Source organism: Opitutaceae bacterium, from assembly GCA_041395105.1.
GTDB lineage: Bacteria > Verrucomicrobiota > Verrucomicrobiia > Opitutales > Opitutaceae > B12-G4.
In genome coordinates this window covers 191818-206820 of sequence record JAWLBB010000004.1, presented here as the reverse complement: position 1 = coordinate 206820, position 15003 = coordinate 191818, and the positions used below count along the sequence as shown (strand labels likewise).

Sequence of the window (15003 nt, the reverse complement as noted above, 5' to 3'; positions counted from 1 at the left end):
AGGGCACCGGGAGCAACCCGAATCAGGTAGGCAAAGCCTGCAGGAGAGGCTTTACGCCTCGATTGACCGACAGATCGAAGCGTCAAGCCTCTCCCACACCCAACGCATCGGGCTGGACACTGTCTTGTGCAATGCCCTACTCCGCTCCGACTTCGGCCGCCGCCTCGATCTCCTCTCCGGCCGGCTCCAGGACGCTTTCCGGCAGGACAATGACCTGGAAACATTTGTCCGGTCCCAGGTAGGCCTGCGCGAGAACGTCGATCTCGCTGGCGGTGATCGCCCCGAAATCCGAGTAGCGCGAACGGGACCAGTCCAGTCGCTGGGGGAACTCCTGGGCGCTTCCCAGGACGGCGCCGATCCAGTAACCGTTCGTGCGGGCCGACTCCCGCAACGAGGTCAGGATCGGCTCCCGGGCCCGTTCCAGTTCATCTTCGCCCACCCCGTCGGCCGCGAGGCTGGCGGCCAGTTCGACCACCGCTCCGGCGATCTCCTGCGCCTTCTCCGGCTCGACCGTGATCCGGGCCGTTATATATCCATATTTTTCATACGTATCGCTGGCGTTGCTGGCCGCGAACGGACTGTAGGCCCCGCCCAGTTCCTCGCGGATCCGGATCCGGAGGCGGTCCGTCAGGACGTTGGCCAAGACGGCCAGGCGCCGCGAAACGTGAACATCCCTGGCATCCGTGGTAGGCCAGTAGAGCGCAACCACTCCCTTGGGGATTTCGGTCGGCACCTGGTAATCCAGGGAGAACGTCTCCGCCGGGAAATGGACCTGGCGCTCCTTGGTATAGGCCGGCTTTGCCTCCCGCGGCGGGAGGGCGCCGAGGGTCTGACCGACCGCCTCGATGGCGGCGTCAACCTCGAGATCGCCGGCCAGGGCGATTTCGATCGGCCCGCTTTCCAGGTCCGGGCCCAGCCAGGAGGCCACCTCCGCCATGGTCCGTTGGTCAATCTCTTCCTGCAGCGGCATTCCGAACCGGGAATCGCCGCTGGCGAGGCGCCGGGCGACCTCCAGCTGAAGGGGTCCGTCCGGCACATGGGCCAGACGGGTGTAGTACTGTTCAATCCCCTTGCGGATCTGGCGGTCGGCCTCCGGCCGGTATCCGGGATCGGTGATGTAGGCGGTGGTCAACTGGAGTTGGAGGAGAAGGTCTTCCGGCGTGGTCGCACCGGAGAAGCCGAATGCGTCGTCGCCGACGCTGAAACCGACACCGACATTCCTCCCGGCCAGGATGCGCCGCAGTTCGTCGCTGCTATGCGCCCCGAGTCCTCCCTGGGTGAAAACGTTGCCGGCGAGGAGCGCCAAACCGGGCTTATCGGCCGGCTCGCTCAGTTTGCCGCCACCCAGCCGCACACTCATGATGATCTTGCCGGCCTCGAAATCCGTCTTTTTCAGATTCAGCCGGACCCCGTTCGCAAAAACCACCTGGGTGATCTCGAGATCGTCGACCTCCGTCCGGGAATCCACCTCACCGGCCTCCCCGAAGGAAGTGTAGGCGAAGGGAACCTCGTTGATCACGGCCGGCGGGTCGACCGCGACAGACTGGCTCGCGGAGAAGACGGCCGCAATGGTAGCGTCCGCATCCCCTTCGATCCGGGCGTTTCCGATCACACTGACAAAGCGGTGGGGGACATCCCAGGCCTCACGAAGGGCCGCCAGGCAATCGTCGGCCGTGACGGCCTCGAGAACCGGACCCAACAGGGCGAGGTCAAACTCGGGCGTGGTGAAAACCTCATCGCTGGAAACCGCGTCAACGATCTGACCGGCCAGTCCGGCCGAGCGGCGGGTCGGTGCCTGCTTGACCGCCTGTTCGAGCCCATTGCGGAACGCGGCCACGACTTCGGTCAATTCCGGTTGCTGGAAGCCGTACTGCAGGGCCCGCCGCAATTCGACGTCCGCCAGGGCGAGGGCTTCGTCCCAGCGCTCCGGTTTCCCGGTCAACTCAATGCTCGCATTGCGAAAGAAATCGTAACCCTCAAAAACGCTGGATCGGCCGGAAAGGAAGGGGGCATTCTCGGTCTTGGCCAGCTCGGCCAGGCGACGGTTGAGGATGGCGAGGGCCAGGTCCCGCGGCAACTGGCGGATCCGGTTTTCCGCCGTATCCGGTTCCTTCACATACGGCGTGACGGTCTGTATCGCCACGGTGGTCGAGCCCGCTTCCGGTTCCGGATGATAAAGGATGGACAGGCCCTCGCGTTCCGCGATCACCCCGAGATCCGGATCCGTTCGCACGGGACCGCGTGGTTGGAGATCGGAAAAGGCCGCCGTGATCTGTGCTTCCATTTCGGCGACATCGAAGTCGCCGACGGCCACGACGGTCATCAATTCCGGGCGATACCAGGTATCATAGAAATCGACGAAGGCTTCGCGCGGCGCGGTCTGGATGATTTCCTCCTCTCCGATCGGCATGCGTCGGGGAAAGAGGGAACCGTCGAGAAGGAAATCCATCTCCGCGACATAGGACCGGAATTCCACGGAATCCCGGGTGCGCTTTTCGCTCAGGATGACGCCGCGTTCGTGGTCGAGTTCCTCGTCTCCAAGCAGAAGTCCGCCCGCATAATCGCGGAAGACGCGCAGGCCCTCCCCGATGGTTTCCGGCTTGGTATTGGGAAGATCCACCATATAGACGGTGACATCGAAACTGGTGTAGGCATTGGTATCCCCGCCGAAGCTCATCCCCATCCGCTGAAAGAATTCGATCAGGGTGCCCGGCGGGTAGTGCTCGCTGCCGTTGAAGGCCATATGCTCGAGGAAGTGGGCCAATCCCCGCTGGTTCTCCTTCTCATTCAAAGATCCGGCCTCGACCAGCAGCCGGAGAGCCGCGCGCTCCCGCGGTTCGTGATTCGCCATGACGGCGTAGCGCATTCCATTCGGGAGTTGACCGTAGTGAACGGCCGGATCGGAGGGCAGGTCGCTGGTGGCGGCGGGCGAAACGGCATCAGTGGAGCCCGAGGCCGACCAGGAGAGGACAAGGGCGAGGAAAATGGCGGAGAGGTGTCTCATGAAGGGTAAGTTGGATCCGCAACCGTAGGTCGAAGTTCCGGAATTGCGAGCCTGCCAACGGGAAATTGTCTCCACCCGGAGGGGGAAGCCGTCACCCCGGGCGGGTAGTTCCGCCGGTCCGGAGTTGCCATCGGGCAAAACCCTCGTTTTCTCGTTCAGGTAACCATTGACGTCATGAAACGATTCCGCGCCCACCCCCAGCTGCTGCCCGTCGTTCCCATCCTGCTGGCGATTTGCCTTGCAGGTTCTGCCCGGGGATCGCTCGACGATCTGCCCGAGAAGGCGCCGACCGACCGTTCTGAAGTGCGGCACCTTGTCCTCGAAAACGACCTCCGCGTCATCCTGCTCTCCGACCCGGACTTGAACAAGTCTTCCGCCTCGATGGCCATCGGAGTGGGTTCTCTCAGTGATCCGAAGGACCGTCAGGGACTGGCTCACTTCCTTGAACACATGCTCTTCCTCGGCACGGAGAAATACCCCGGCGAAGGCGATTACGGCAACTATATCCGCAGCAATGGGGGGTTCGCCAATGCCTACACTGCGGGCGAGCTGACCAATTATCACTTCGAGATCAATCACGATGCCTTCGAAGGTGGACTGGACCGCTTTGCCCAGTTCTTCATCGCCCCCCTCTTCACCGAGGAATTCACGAAGCGCGAGATGAATGCGGTCGACTCGGAAAACGAGATGAACCTGGAGGAAGATAACCGCCGGATCGACCAGGTCCAGCGCAGCCACTTCAATCCGAACCATCCGGAGAATCATTTCGCGACCGGCAATTCCAAGACCCTGGCCGGCCTGCAGCGGCAGGAGTTCATCGATCTCTTCGAGAACCACTACAGCGCCAACCGGATGGCCCTGGCCCTGACCGGATCGGCCGGCCTGGACGAGCTTGAGAAACTGGCCCGTCGGTATTTCTCGGAAATCCGGAACCGGAATATCGACCCGATTGTCTACCCGGCGGACATCCTTGAACCCAAGCCGGTGGTCCGTCTGCTCCGGATCGAACCGATCAAGGACAAGCGCGAGCTGGTCATGGATTTTCCGCTGCCCGCCACCCGCCGGTACTATGAATCCAAACCGAACCGCCTGGTCGGTTTCATTCTTGGCTACGAGGGAGCGGGCAGTCTGCTCTCGATCCTGAAGGAGGCCGACCTGGCGACCGGTCTGGGCTGCGGCGCCTGGGAGTTGACCGACGACTACTCCTTTCTGTCCATCACCGCCAGCCTCACCCCGAAGGGCCTGGAAAACTGGGAACAGGTGATGCGGACCGTCTTTGCCTATGTCGAGAACATGCGCCGCTCCCCTTATCCCGAGTTTCTCTTCCGCGAACGAGCCACCATGGCGAGGCTGGACGAGCTCTACGAGGACAAGGGCGACGGGAACGACCGCTCGACCGGTCTCGCGAACAACGCCCTGCTCTATCCGCTCGAACTGGCCGATCGTATTGATTATCTCTATACAAAGCCCGATCCCGATTCCTGGTTCATGGTGCTCGACGCCATCCGCCCGGACACCATGATGGCCTCCCTGGTGGCGAAAGGGCTGCCGACGGACCAGACCGAGGTCCACTACGGCACGCCCTACAGCTATGAGGAACTGGGCGGACCGCTCTACGCCGAGCTGAAGGATCCGGCCATCGGCCCGGAGATCACCATGGTTCAGCCCAATCCGTTTGTGCCGACCAAGGTCGAGCTGCTCGCCCCGCGGCCGGTCAAGCTGATCGATGAACCGGGGCTGAGCCTCTTCTACTCCCAGGACGCCGAATTCCAGCGACCCCAGGTCGCCGCGGTTGTCCGGATCCGCCAGCCCCAGCGGTCCGGCACCCTCCGGACGGCGGTATTGAAGGCTTACTACCAGGCGGTCGTGACGGAAATGATCAACGAAGTCACCTACGCGGCATCCGAGGCGGGACTGAGCCAGAGCCTGACCGCCTCTCTCGATGGAGTCACGCTGAACATCAGCGGCTACAACCAATCCGCCGATCAATTGATGCGTTACGTGGTGGACCGACTGACCCGGATTGACCTGCCGGAAAAGCGCTTCGATGCGCTCAAGGACCGGATGATCCGTGAACTCGCCAATGCCAGCCTGCTCGACGCTTTCCGACAGGCCCGGGAGACCAAGCGCAAGGTGCTACAGGAGGTCTACTTCACACCGGACGAGCAGCTCCCGGTGGCCGAGGGAATCACCCTGGGCGACGTCAAGGCCTTCGCCCGCTCGCTCTATTCCGAGGGAAAAATCGAGGCCCTCATCCACGGCAATATCTCGGCCGCCGAGGCGATCCGGATGACCCGGTTCATCAAGGACACCCTGGCGCTGCGTCCGGTCGAAAACAAGGACCTCTTTGAGACCCGTCTGCTGGTTCAGGATGCCGGCTCCGCCATCGTTTCGATCGACCGCCTTGAGGTGAACAATTCCTGCTATTGGTCGGAAAGCCTGCTCGGCCCCGACACCCCGGAGAACCGGGCGACCGCGCTGGTCATCAACAATTTCCTTGAAGAGCCCTTCTACACCGAAATGCGGACCCGTCAGCAGCTCGGCTATATCGTCTGGAGTTTCACCTTTCCTCAGGAGGATGAGCTCTTTGGAGGGTTCGTCATTCAATCGGCCGACTACCCGGCCGACGAGATCGGCGGCCGGGTCAACGCCTTTCTCCAGACCGTCCCGCAGCTTTTTGCAGGACTCTCCGAAGAGGATTTTGCTTCGCTGGTGGCCGGGGCCCGGGCCCAGCTCGAAGAGAAGGACAAGAGCATCGCGGAGCGAGCGTCGCGTTTCTTTCTTGCCGCCTATGAGCAAGAGGAAGACTGGGACCGCGACGCCGAAGCCCTGGCCGCGCTCGACCGATTGACCCCCGAATCGGTCGCCGCCACGCTCGACCGGATGCTCCTTCCGGAGACCAGCCGGGTGCGGACGGTTCTGGCCTTCGCCCGACAGCATGAGCCCGCCGAGTCCACGAAAGCGACCATCGACGACGTGGAGATGTGGAAGCGCGGCCAGCATTATGAATGAAGTGAGCCTCCATCGGTGAGACGAGCCCCCCAGCCACTGCCACTGGGCTTGGATCATCCCGGGATTGACCGATCGCCGGAAAACCCTCTCAAGCCCGGAGTCCGTATCCTCTGAGAACCCCTTCCATGAGAATCCGCCAATCCTTCTGCTATCCCCTTTTCACCCGCCCGGACCGCTCGACCGCCGAGCTCTTCCGCCATGCCCGTGAGATCGGCTATGTGGCGACCGAGTTCTGGGGCCGGGGCCCCGAGCACGACGGGATCGTGGCCGAGGCCAAGGCCGCCGGACTCGAAATCGCCTGCATGTGCGGCCATGCTTCCCTGACGGATGGCCTGAACAAGGCGTCCAATCACGACCGGATCGAAGCCGAGCTGCGTGAGAACATCGCCTTCGCCGAGAAGCACGGTATCCGCAATCTGATCTGTTTCTCCGGCAACCGGAACCCCGGTCAGGACGACGCGGCGGGGATGAACGTCTGTGCCGAGGGTTTGCAGCGGGCGGCCCCGGTCGCGGAGAGGGCCGGAGTGACCCTTGTGGTGGAATTGCTCAACTCCAGGGTCGATCACGCCGGTTACCAGTGCGACCATACGGCGTGGGGGGTGGAACTATGCCGAAAGGTGGGTTCCCCGGCGGTCAAGCTCCTCTACGACATCTACCATATGCAGATCATGGAGGGTGACCTCATCCGGACCATCCGGGACAACATCGAGCATATCGGCCACTTTCACACCGCGGGCAATCCGGGGCGTCACGAGATGGATGCGACCCAGGAGTTGAACTATGCCGCCATCTGCAGCGCCATCGCCGGGACCGGGTTCGACGGCTACCTCGCCCACGAATTCATCTCGACCGGCGACCGCTGGGCCGGCCTGCAGGCCGCCTTCACGATCTGCGATCAGGGATAGGCCTGGTGGCCCATCCCGCATGAATTGACGGGGGCTCCGGGCAGTCGCGCAGGAGCACGACCCCCAGAGGATCCCTCCCGAAGATGGTGGGCTGATCTCCCGAGCTGCGGCCCGGTCGCCAGGCATGCCCTCGTTTGATGCGCGATGGTCCGCTACAAGTCGTCCTCAAGATTGACTCTCGGCGCGGGGTGCGGATCGATCCGGTGAATCCGAAAATTGGATACTTCGGCCGCGACATCGGAGCCGATCAGGCGAAAACCGAACTTGCCCCAGTCGGGAACGGGGTGCCGGGCCTCCGATCGGTCGATCAGGCCATGGGCAAAACGACCGTCGACATAGAGCTGGAGGCACCCGAAGTCCTTGGTCAGGCGAAGGGAATAGGGGCGGTCAACCTCCCGGACGAGATCGACCCCGTGTCCAGCCAGGAGACAGCCGGGATTGCGACGCCAGTTCGAGGTTTCGGTATGGCGCCCCTCGTCGTCGAAGCGGCTGACTGAGACATGATAACTCTGCAGTCCCCACTTTGCCGCATAGTAATTCTTCATCACTCCGGTTCGGGGTGCCAGCCGGTCCGCATCCCTGATCAGGTCTTCGCCCTTCAAGCCGCGGATGGCGAGGTAGTTGATGATCAACCCACCGTGGCTCCTGACCACCAGGTCATAGCTCACGGAAATCCCGTCCGGGAGGTCGGGGCGAAAAAAGGCCATGCAGCCCGGTCCGCCCTGGTAGCTGTCCAGGCAGACCATTCGCATGCCTCCCTCGCCCGATTTCTCGATCCGGCCGGCACCTTCGTGGTGCCAGTTATCAAGATCGGCAAAGTCATCTCGGTGGAGAAGTGCTCGGTCCGGGTAATCCAAAGGCATGGCTGTCGATTCCGTGAATCGGGGGACAGGTCCGATCCATGGCTGCCATCGTATCAGGCGGACTGATCAAGGCAATAAGAACCTGCAGGAGAAAGTGCCGGGCGGCCCGCCGTCCGGCACTCAGTTGGCTGTGGAGGCAACCCTGACCTGAGGCGTACGGCTGTGTTCGGTGATCTCCAGACCTTCATCGGGAAGGAAGAGCCGGGCATCGACCGGCAGGCCCGTCTCGTACTGATCGTAAGCGATCTCGACCAGGATCTGGTCCGCCTCGCGGACCTCGCTGCGAAGGGGGAGGCCCGACTCCGGCGAACAGTAAACGGTCAAGGTGAGTCCATCGACCTGCGTCTCATAGACCTGGAAGTGATTGCAGTCCTCGGTCCGGATTTCCGGATCCACCGCCCGCTCGGCCATGAAAACCAATTCCCGACCGATTTCGAAGCGTTCCGCCTTCTGATCCTTCGAGGGAAGAACGGACGGCACGATGGGAACCCGGAAGCCCCGTTCCGGATCGGGAGCGCTGAAATGCATGCCCACCGAAGTGACGCGATTGATCATCCAGACATCCTGATGGTTCAGAATGATGAGCGCATGCATGCCGAAATCGGCGTCGCGGGTTTCCTCCACCCGCCCCATCCGATCGTCCACCCGGTAGACGGTCCGGGGCAGGCCTGCATAGTCACCTGCCTCGATGGTGGGCCCCTGAACGCGATAGACGACCTTGACCATGGATTCGCTCCCGAACACCGAGGTCACCAGAATGAGTAAGCAGAGCAGGTATTTCATGATGGGACTCTTCTCATTCGACTTCGCCCAACGGCAACTGAGGATCAAGACCCCCCGATAAACGCACTTCACAGGGTTTTCCCGGTTGCGGATCCGCAGATTCACCGGTTCCCGGTGGAAATCCCCTATTCTCCTGAGCCGATTCCTCCATGCACGGTAAAGAAACTGCGACCGTGCCCGACGACGGATTCAAGGTGCCCTCTTCTGACCGGACGTTCGTCCGCCTTCCCTTCCGCCACGCCTGGCCCGCGGCATTCGCAGTTGCCCTCAGTCGTCAATTCACTCAGGAAAGACGACTGCCATGGTCGACGCCTCTCCCCCAGAACGATTCAAGGTCGATCGCACGGACGACCGAACCCTGACCGTTTCCCTGGTCGGCGATTGGGAGACCCGGTCCGGTATCGGCAAACTGGATGCTGTGGAGGGTGAACTGGACGGTAATTCCGAAACCCGGTACGTCCGGTTCGATGCCGAAAAGCTGGGCGTCTGGGACAGCAGTCTGCTCACTTTTCTGCTGGGTTGCCAGGAACTCTGCACGGCCCGGACGATCGAGTTCAGGGATGACGGCCTCCCCATCGGTGCGCGGAAGCTCCTCGAACTGGCCCGGGCGGTCCCTCCGAAGACGGATACCCGTTCGGACGAAGAAACCGGGGGGCCGATCACCCGACTCGGGGCCGAGGTCCTCTCGATGGGCTCGAGCGCAACGGTCTTCGTGGGTTTCATGGGAGAGACCGTGCTCTCCATCGTGCGGCTGGTCAGGGGGCGGGCCCAACTGCCCTGGTCGCAGACCCTGACCATCCTCCAGCGGGCCGGTCCCTCCGCCCTGGGCATCGTAGCCCTGATCAATTTCCTAGTCGGCATGATCCTGGCTTTTGTCGGTGCGGTCCAGCTGACCCAGTTCGGGGCCGCCATCTTCGTCGCGGATCTCGTGGCCATTGCCACGGTCCGCGAGATGGGATGCATCATGACGGCCATCATCATGAGCGGGCGAACCGGGGCGGCCTTCGCGGCCGAGCTCGGCACCATGACGGTGAATCAGGAAGTCGATGCCCTGAAGACCTTCGGCATTTCCCCGATCGATTTCCTCGTGCTGCCCCGCGTCCTCGCGCTCTTCATCATGATGCCGATCCTGACCGTCTTTGCGGACATCATCGCCATCCTCGGAGGATTCTTTGTCTCGAGTCTGCTGCTCGACCTGAATACGACGGAATACCTGCAGCGCAGCCTTGATTCGATTTCCCTGAATGGCTTTCTCATCGGAATCTTCAAAGGTGCCATTTTCGGTATCCTGGTCGGACTGGCCGGATGCTTCTTCGGCATCCGCAGCGGGCGCAATGCGTCTTCGGTCGGCCAGGCCGCCACCTCGGCGGTCGTCGCCGGCATCACTGCCATCATCGTGGCAGACGGTCTCTTTGCGGTCCTGACCAATCTTCTTGGTATCTGAACCATGAGCGAGAGCCACCCGAACCCGATCAAGGTCGAGATCCGTGACCTGACCATGGCATTCGGCAGCTATGTGGTCATGCGCGATGTCCAGGCCGCCATCCGGAGAAGCGAGATTTTCATCATCATGGGCGGAAGCGGTTGCGGCAAGAGCACCCTCCTCAATCACATGATCGGCCTGCTCCGCCCGGCCAAGGGGGATATTCTCTACGGCGGACGGAGCATCTGGCAGGCGGATGACGACGAAAGGGCCACCATGCTCCGCAGCTTTGGCGTCCTCTTTCAGGGCTCTGCGCTCTGGAGCTCGATGACCCTTTCTGAGAACATCGCCCTGCCGCTCTCGGAATACACCGAACTGACGCCAGACGAGATCAAGGAGGTCGCCCACCTCAAGCTCTCTCTCGTCGGTCTGGCCGGTTTCGAGGATTACTATCCGTCAGAGATATCCGGCGGGATGCAGAAGCGGGCCGGCCTCGCCCGGGCCATGGCCCTGGATCCCGACATCCTTTTTTTTGATGAGCCGTCATCCGGACTCGATCCGGTCAGCGCAAGAAATCTGGACCGGCTCATCCTTGAGCTGCGGGACAGCCTGGGAACCACCATCATCGTGGTCTCCCATGACCTGGAGAGCATTTTCACGATCGGGGACAATTCCATCTATCTCGACCCGGTCTCCAAGCGGATGCGGGCCCAGGGAAATCCCCGTGAATTGCGGGATCATTCCGAAGATGAATCCGTCCGCAACTTCCTGACCAGCGGACTCGAGAAACCCGCCGGAGAACGCCCCGCCCAACCTGTCCGTCCATGAGCAAGAAAGCCAATCCAACCACTGTCGGTCTCTTCGTCATCATCGGCATCGCCCTGCTCGTGACCGGGGTGATTACGTTCTCGGAGTTCAGGATGTCTGGGGTGACCGAGAAATTCATTCTCTACTTCGATTCGTCGGTGAAAGGGCTCAGCGTGGGAGCTCCGGTGACCCACCGCGGCGTCAAGATCGGCACGGTGACCGATATCCAGCTTCGCTTCAATCAGGCGGATGATGATTTTGCGGTACCCGTCTTCATCGAACTGGAGCAGAGCCTGATCCGCAACCGATCCGACCGGAAGATCGCGATCAAGGACCAGAGTCTGATCGAAACGCTGATCGGCGAGGGATTGCGGGGGAGACTGGAAGCGGGCAGTTTCGTTACGGGACAGCTCTACATCGAACTGGCCCTCGGTCAGGACGCTCCGCCGGCCGTTCTCCATCAGCTCAAGCCCGTGATGATCGAGATCCCCACCATGTCGTCGGGCATCCAGGCGATGATGGAGAAACTGGGATCCGTCGACGTCGAGGGCATCGCGAACAAACTTACCTCCATCCTTGAGCAGCTCGACCAGAAGGTGGGTGACCTCCAGGTATCCGAGATCTCGGACAACCTGAACCAGGTCCTCGCCTCCCTGAACAAGCTGCTCGATGACCCCAATCTGGGCCTGGCCATCAACCGGGTTTCCGACACGCTCGAGGACTTCAAAGCGACGTCGGCGGCACTTCGTGGCGAAGTCGGCTCGGTCTCCAAGGATATCAGTGTCACCCTCGATTCGATCTCCAAGGCGATCGATGAAATGCGTGACGGCATGGCCGATGTGCGGCACACTCTTTCGGCCGACAGTGTTCTGGCTCACAACCTCGGCCTTGCCCTCGAACAGTTTGCCGACGCATCCACTTCGGTCTCCGAACTGGCGGAGTTTCTCCGCCTCCATCCCAACGCCCTGATCTCGGGCCGGGAGAAACAACCGGCCAACCCATGAAGCATCCAAGAAGACCTCTCCTCCTCCTGCCCTTCGCCCTCGCCGGTCTGCTCAGCGGCTGCCTCAACACCACGCCCGCGGTCGATGCGAGAAGACATTTCGTCCTCGACAACCAGGCCGATATCCAATCCGCGTCCGGCGCGGTCGTGAAGGAAACCACAGTCGGACTCATGCCGGTCCTGCTCCCGTCCTATCTCCACGACAACCGGCTGACCGTCCGCAAATCGGGCACCGAGGTCGTCTATCTCGAACAGGACCGTTGGGCCGGGAGGCTCGATCAGGGGCTGTCCCAATTCATCGGAAACCGGGTAGAAGAAAACCTCGAGGGGGTTTCGGTCCTGCAGGCGCCCTGGAACCGTGGAGACGTGGATTACGAACTCAGGATCAAGTATTCGCGCTGCGAAGTGACGACCGAGGGACTTGCCGTGGTCGCAGCCGAATGGTCCTGCACCGATCAAAGTGTGCCACGGAATTCCCTCCGTGGACAGGTCCGCATCGAGAGACCCGGTCCGTCCCCCTATGATTCGACCGCGGCTTCCATCGCCACGCTGAGCGATGCCAATCGTGAACTCGCGGCCGACATCGCCCGGACGATCCGATCCTGCATCGACGCTTCCAAAGCGGATTGACACCTGACGGCGTCGAAGGCGCGCCATGGTGCCTTGGATTCCGGTGCGAGTGCCCGGAAATCGGGATTCTTCGCGCGGCGGCCCGTGTTTGCCTCGGCGTAGCCATGGGAAGCTGGGAGGACCGCCCTCCTATGGATGACCGATGGAGCAAGGGTCGTACTCCTGCGCGACCGTCAATGCCCGGAGAAAACGTTCACTTTCATCCGTGACGCCATACTAGACGTTCCCCGGCGCCTTGGCCTTCTTCCAGCGATGCTCGAAGAAGGCGACGAGAAGCCAGAGGACGAGCATGGCCGGAGTGGCATAGACGCCGACGAAGAGCAGGGCGACCGCACCCTGAGGATCCGGATGGCGGTAGAAGATCTCGATGAAAACCAGGCAGAACCAGGCGAAGTAGCCGACCAGGGCAACGGTCAGGGTAATCTGGGCCCCTTTCGACTTCGCATGGACAATGGCCAGGTGGGTCAGGATTTGAGGGCCAAGCGCAAAGGGCAGAAAGAGCAGCCCCGCATAGAAGGGATCGGCCTTCAGGCAGAGGGCGACAAGCCCGGTTACCCAGAAGGCGAGTGCACATTTCAGATTGATCGTTCGGATGGCCATTCAGGGCAACACCTCCAGGGTGAAGGGGGCGAACACTTCCTCCCCTGCGATCAGCACCTGGGCCCAGACCCGGTACCAGCCGGGATCCGGAAGATTCAGCGAAAAACTCAGCTCCAGGGAGGCCCCGTCTCCGGGCAGGGGATCAAGTTCCCGGGGGTGCAGGTGGGCGAAGCCCTGCCGTGCGAAGTCAAAGGCGACCATGTGGGCATAGGCATCCATGATGGTCTCGAGCTGCGGAACCGAACCGTCGATCCCGGCGATGTTCAGGGTGAGTGTCACCGTTTCATTGATACGGATCGGCTGGCTTGAGCTGGTGAGCCGGAAACGACACCCCCCGGCCACCGCCGCAAGGGATGCGACCGGCAATGGTGCGGCGGCCTCGCCCGCCACCTCGAGATCCGATCCCGCGTAGAGCCCTCGACCGGTTGCCCGGGGCATGAAGTCCGCGTAAACCTGGTAGAGGCCGGACAGCCGGGGATTGAAGGAGAAGAGGAATTCGCCCGGGACGCCAGTGGGTTCCGGATGCAGGTGCTGATAGTCGTCCAGACTCGGATCGGAGACCAGGAGGTGAAGTTTCCGGGTGTGCACGACCAGGAGGTCTTCCACCTTCAGGGGTCGCCCGCTGGCCGTCTCCAACTGCGCCCTCACGCGGGAGGTCCTGCCGGTTTCCAGGGGTGATTCGGGAAAGAGGGTCAGGCTGACCGGTGACCGCACGGCCTGGACCGGGACAAAGGAAGCGGACCCGGGTTCGCAGAAATCGTGAACGGCGGCCCCACCCGCCTGGAAATCGGTGTAATTGAGGTGATCGCCCGACGCCGGCAGGAGGCGGATGAACCCGTAGAGTCCGATCGCCGATAGGGTAATGAGAAGCGACTGCCAGCGCCGTCGTCGCGACTCGCCTCGGGGTGAGGTCAGATCCGTCATGAGGGGCGTGCCGGATCCGTTTCCGGCCGACGGAGCCGTTTGAGGAATTCCTCCGGTTCCCAGCCGCTGGTATCGGTCCGGTAGATGATGCGACCTTTTTCGTCGATCAGGATGGTGGCAAGGGTGTGCCGGATCAAGCCGTCCTCGGGAAAAGCGAGGACGCCCAACTGAGACATCAGATCGAGAATGGCCGGCTCCGGACCGGTCAGGAAACTGAAGTTGGCCGTGTCGATGCCCCGGCTCGAGGCGTAGGCATTGAGAATGCCCGGAGTGTCGTATTCGGGATCAAGGGTGATCGATATGAGCTGGAGATTGTCGATCCCCAGTTCACGGGCCGCGGCCTGCAACTGCATCATCTTGGCGGTGGATGCGGGACACATCTTGGGATCCGGACATCGGGTGAAGATGAAGTTGAGGACGATCTGCTGTCCGCGAAAGCGGTCGGGCTGGACCACGCCGGCGTTCTGGTCGTATAGAGCGAAATCGGGAAGGCTCTCTCCGATTTCGCGATAGGCATTGCGGCCGCGAATGACCGTATCCTGCCTGAGAGCCGCGCCGGCCTGTCCGACAATGGCTTCACCCTCCGCGTCAATCGGCCAGATTTTTTCCAGACGATAACCGTCATCGGTGGCAAACATTCGGCCCCGCAATCGCATACCCTCCTTCAGGACCTTCAGGTCACCCTCGGAAATGGAAAACTCCATGACCATCGCCGGCATGTATTGGGGAATTTCCTCATGATCGATCAGGGCCGTCCGCGCCTCCGGGTCGACCGCGACCACCCGGCCGACCAACTCATAACCGCCCTTCGCGCCCTCCGCGTCTCCGTCGGAAGGATGCGACCCGCAGCCGGTCATTAGCGCTGCGAATACACTACATAAGAAAAGTATCCGAAATCCCATGAAATTCTGAGGTAACATCAACCCCAACACATCGCCGTGCGGCCTGATTTGTCAAAGCGACTGTCTGAAAAGTGGCCCATCGGGTGGTTTCCGCACTTGCACGAACATCTCAAAAGGATTGCGGGAACTCCGGCATTGAATACTGGT

12 protein-coding genes are annotated in these 15003 nt (G+C 61.8%); 6 read left to right on the top strand and 6 right to left on the bottom strand.

Annotated elements, in window-relative coordinates:
- Nucleotides 1–136: 136 nt before the first annotated feature.
- Nucleotides 137–3004 carry an insulinase family protein gene (locus R3F07_14505; GenBank protein MEZ5277588.1) on the bottom strand — a complete coding sequence of 956 codons (2868 nt, stop codon included), beginning with the start codon at nt 3002–3004 and terminating at the stop codon, nt 137–139.
- 174 nt (nt 3005–3178) lie between these two features.
- Here R3F07_14505 and R3F07_14500 point away from each other — a divergent pair, with 174 nt between their 5' ends.
- Together R3F07_14500 and R3F07_14495 are read left to right on the top strand one after the other, a co-directional pair.
- Nucleotides 3179–6016, top strand: coding sequence for an insulinase family protein (locus tag R3F07_14500; GenBank protein ID MEZ5277587.1), 2838 nt, complete (start codon nt 3179–3181; stop codon nt 6014–6016).
- A 125-nt stretch (nt 6017–6141) separates the two neighbouring features.
- Nucleotides 6142–6921, top strand: coding sequence for a TIM barrel protein (locus R3F07_14495; protein MEZ5277586.1), 780 nt, complete (start codon nt 6142–6144; stop codon nt 6919–6921).
- 152 nt (nt 6922–7073) lie between these two features.
- Here R3F07_14495 and R3F07_14490 read toward each other — a convergent pair whose 3' ends face one another.
- Together R3F07_14490 and R3F07_14485 are read right to left on the bottom strand one after the other, a co-directional pair.
- Nucleotides 7074–7784 (bottom strand): DUF1961 family protein, encoded by a 711-nt coding sequence (locus R3F07_14490; protein MEZ5277585.1) that lies wholly within the window; start codon nt 7782–7784, stop codon nt 7074–7076.
- Between the two features lie 120 nt (nt 7785–7904).
- The gene (locus R3F07_14485; protein MEZ5277584.1) at nt 7905–8567 is read right to left on the bottom strand and encodes a hypothetical protein; all 663 of its coding nucleotides are present in this window, start codon (nt 8565–8567) and stop codon (nt 7905–7907) included.
- Nucleotides 8568–8868: 301 nt separating this feature from the next.
- Here R3F07_14485 and R3F07_14480 point away from each other — a divergent pair, with 301 nt between their 5' ends.
- From R3F07_14480 to R3F07_14465, 4 genes are read left to right on the top strand one after another with little or no spacing between them, the layout of a single operon-like run.
- Nucleotides 8869–10011 (top strand): ABC transporter permease, encoded by a 1143-nt coding sequence (locus R3F07_14480; protein ID MEZ5277583.1) that lies wholly within the window; start codon nt 8869–8871, stop codon nt 10009–10011.
- 3 nt (nt 10012–10014) lie between these two features.
- Nucleotides 10015–10818, top strand: a complete 804-nt coding sequence (locus R3F07_14475) for an ATP-binding cassette domain-containing protein (protein ID MEZ5277582.1) — start codon at nt 10015–10017, stop codon at nt 10816–10818.
- The gene (locus tag R3F07_14470) at nt 10815–11801 is read left to right on the top strand and encodes an MlaD family protein (protein MEZ5277581.1); all 987 of its coding nucleotides are present in this window, start codon (nt 10815–10817) and stop codon (nt 11799–11801) included. Before R3F07_14475 ends, R3F07_14470 begins: the two co-directional genes overlap by 4 nt.
- Nucleotides 11798–12430 carry a PqiC family protein gene (locus tag R3F07_14465; protein MEZ5277580.1) on the top strand — a complete coding sequence of 211 codons (633 nt, stop codon included), beginning with the start codon at nt 11798–11800 and terminating at the stop codon, nt 12428–12430. Before R3F07_14470 ends, R3F07_14465 begins: the two co-directional genes overlap by 4 nt.
- Before the next feature lie 216 nt (nt 12431–12646).
- On the opposite strand, the gene R3F07_14460 is transcribed toward R3F07_14465, so the two are convergent.
- Genes R3F07_14460 through R3F07_14450 form a run of 3 tightly spaced genes read right to left on the bottom strand, consistent with a single transcriptional unit; the run spans nt 12647 to nt 14811 of the window.
- Nucleotides 12647–13030 (bottom strand): hypothetical protein, encoded by a 384-nt coding sequence (locus R3F07_14460; GenBank protein ID MEZ5277579.1) that lies wholly within the window; start codon nt 13028–13030, stop codon nt 12647–12649.
- Nucleotides 13031–13954, bottom strand: a complete 924-nt coding sequence (locus R3F07_14455) for a hypothetical protein (GenBank protein MEZ5277578.1) — start codon at nt 13952–13954, stop codon at nt 13031–13033. It abuts the gene before it with no gap.
- Nucleotides 13951–14811, bottom strand: a complete 861-nt coding sequence (locus R3F07_14450; protein MEZ5277577.1) for an SCO family protein — start codon at nt 14809–14811, stop codon at nt 13951–13953. The genes R3F07_14455 and R3F07_14450 overlap by 4 nt, the downstream gene beginning before the upstream one ends.
- Nucleotides 14812–15003: the final 192 nt, after the last annotated feature.

Bases quoted from the DNA above. Each gene is read 5' to 3' on its own strand.
- R3F07_14505 (MEZ5277588.1), bottom strand. From the start codon at position 3,004: ATGAGACACCTCTCCGCCATTTTCCTCGCCCTTGTCCTCTCCTGGTCG.
- R3F07_14500 (MEZ5277587.1), top strand. From the start codon at position 3,179: ATGAAACGATTCCGCGCCCACCCCCAGCTGCTGCCCGTCGTTCCCATC.
- R3F07_14495 (MEZ5277586.1), top strand. From the start codon at position 6,142: ATGAGAATCCGCCAATCCTTCTGCTATCCCCTTTTCACCCGCCCGGAC.
- R3F07_14490 (MEZ5277585.1), bottom strand. From the start codon at position 7,784: ATGCCTTTGGATTACCCGGACCGAGCACTTCTCCACCGAGATGACTTT.
- R3F07_14485 (MEZ5277584.1), bottom strand. From the start codon at position 8,567: ATGAAATACCTGCTCTGCTTACTCATTCTGGTGACCTCGGTGTTCGGG.
- R3F07_14480 (MEZ5277583.1), top strand. From the start codon at position 8,869: ATGGTCGACGCCTCTCCCCCAGAACGATTCAAGGTCGATCGCACGGAC.
- R3F07_14475 (MEZ5277582.1), top strand. From the start codon at position 10,015: ATGAGCGAGAGCCACCCGAACCCGATCAAGGTCGAGATCCGTGACCTG.
- R3F07_14470 (MEZ5277581.1), top strand. From the start codon at position 10,815: ATGAGCAAGAAAGCCAATCCAACCACTGTCGGTCTCTTCGTCATCATC.
- R3F07_14465 (MEZ5277580.1), top strand. From the start codon at position 11,798: ATGAAGCATCCAAGAAGACCTCTCCTCCTCCTGCCCTTCGCCCTCGCC.
- R3F07_14460 (MEZ5277579.1), bottom strand. From the start codon at position 13,030: ATGGCCATCCGAACGATCAATCTGAAATGTGCACTCGCCTTCTGGGTA.
- R3F07_14455 (MEZ5277578.1), bottom strand. From the start codon at position 13,954: ATGACGGATCTGACCTCACCCCGAGGCGAGTCGCGACGACGGCGCTGG.
- R3F07_14450 (MEZ5277577.1), bottom strand. From the start codon at position 14,811: ATGACCGGCTGCGGGTCGCATCCTTCCGACGGAGACGCGGAGGGCGCG.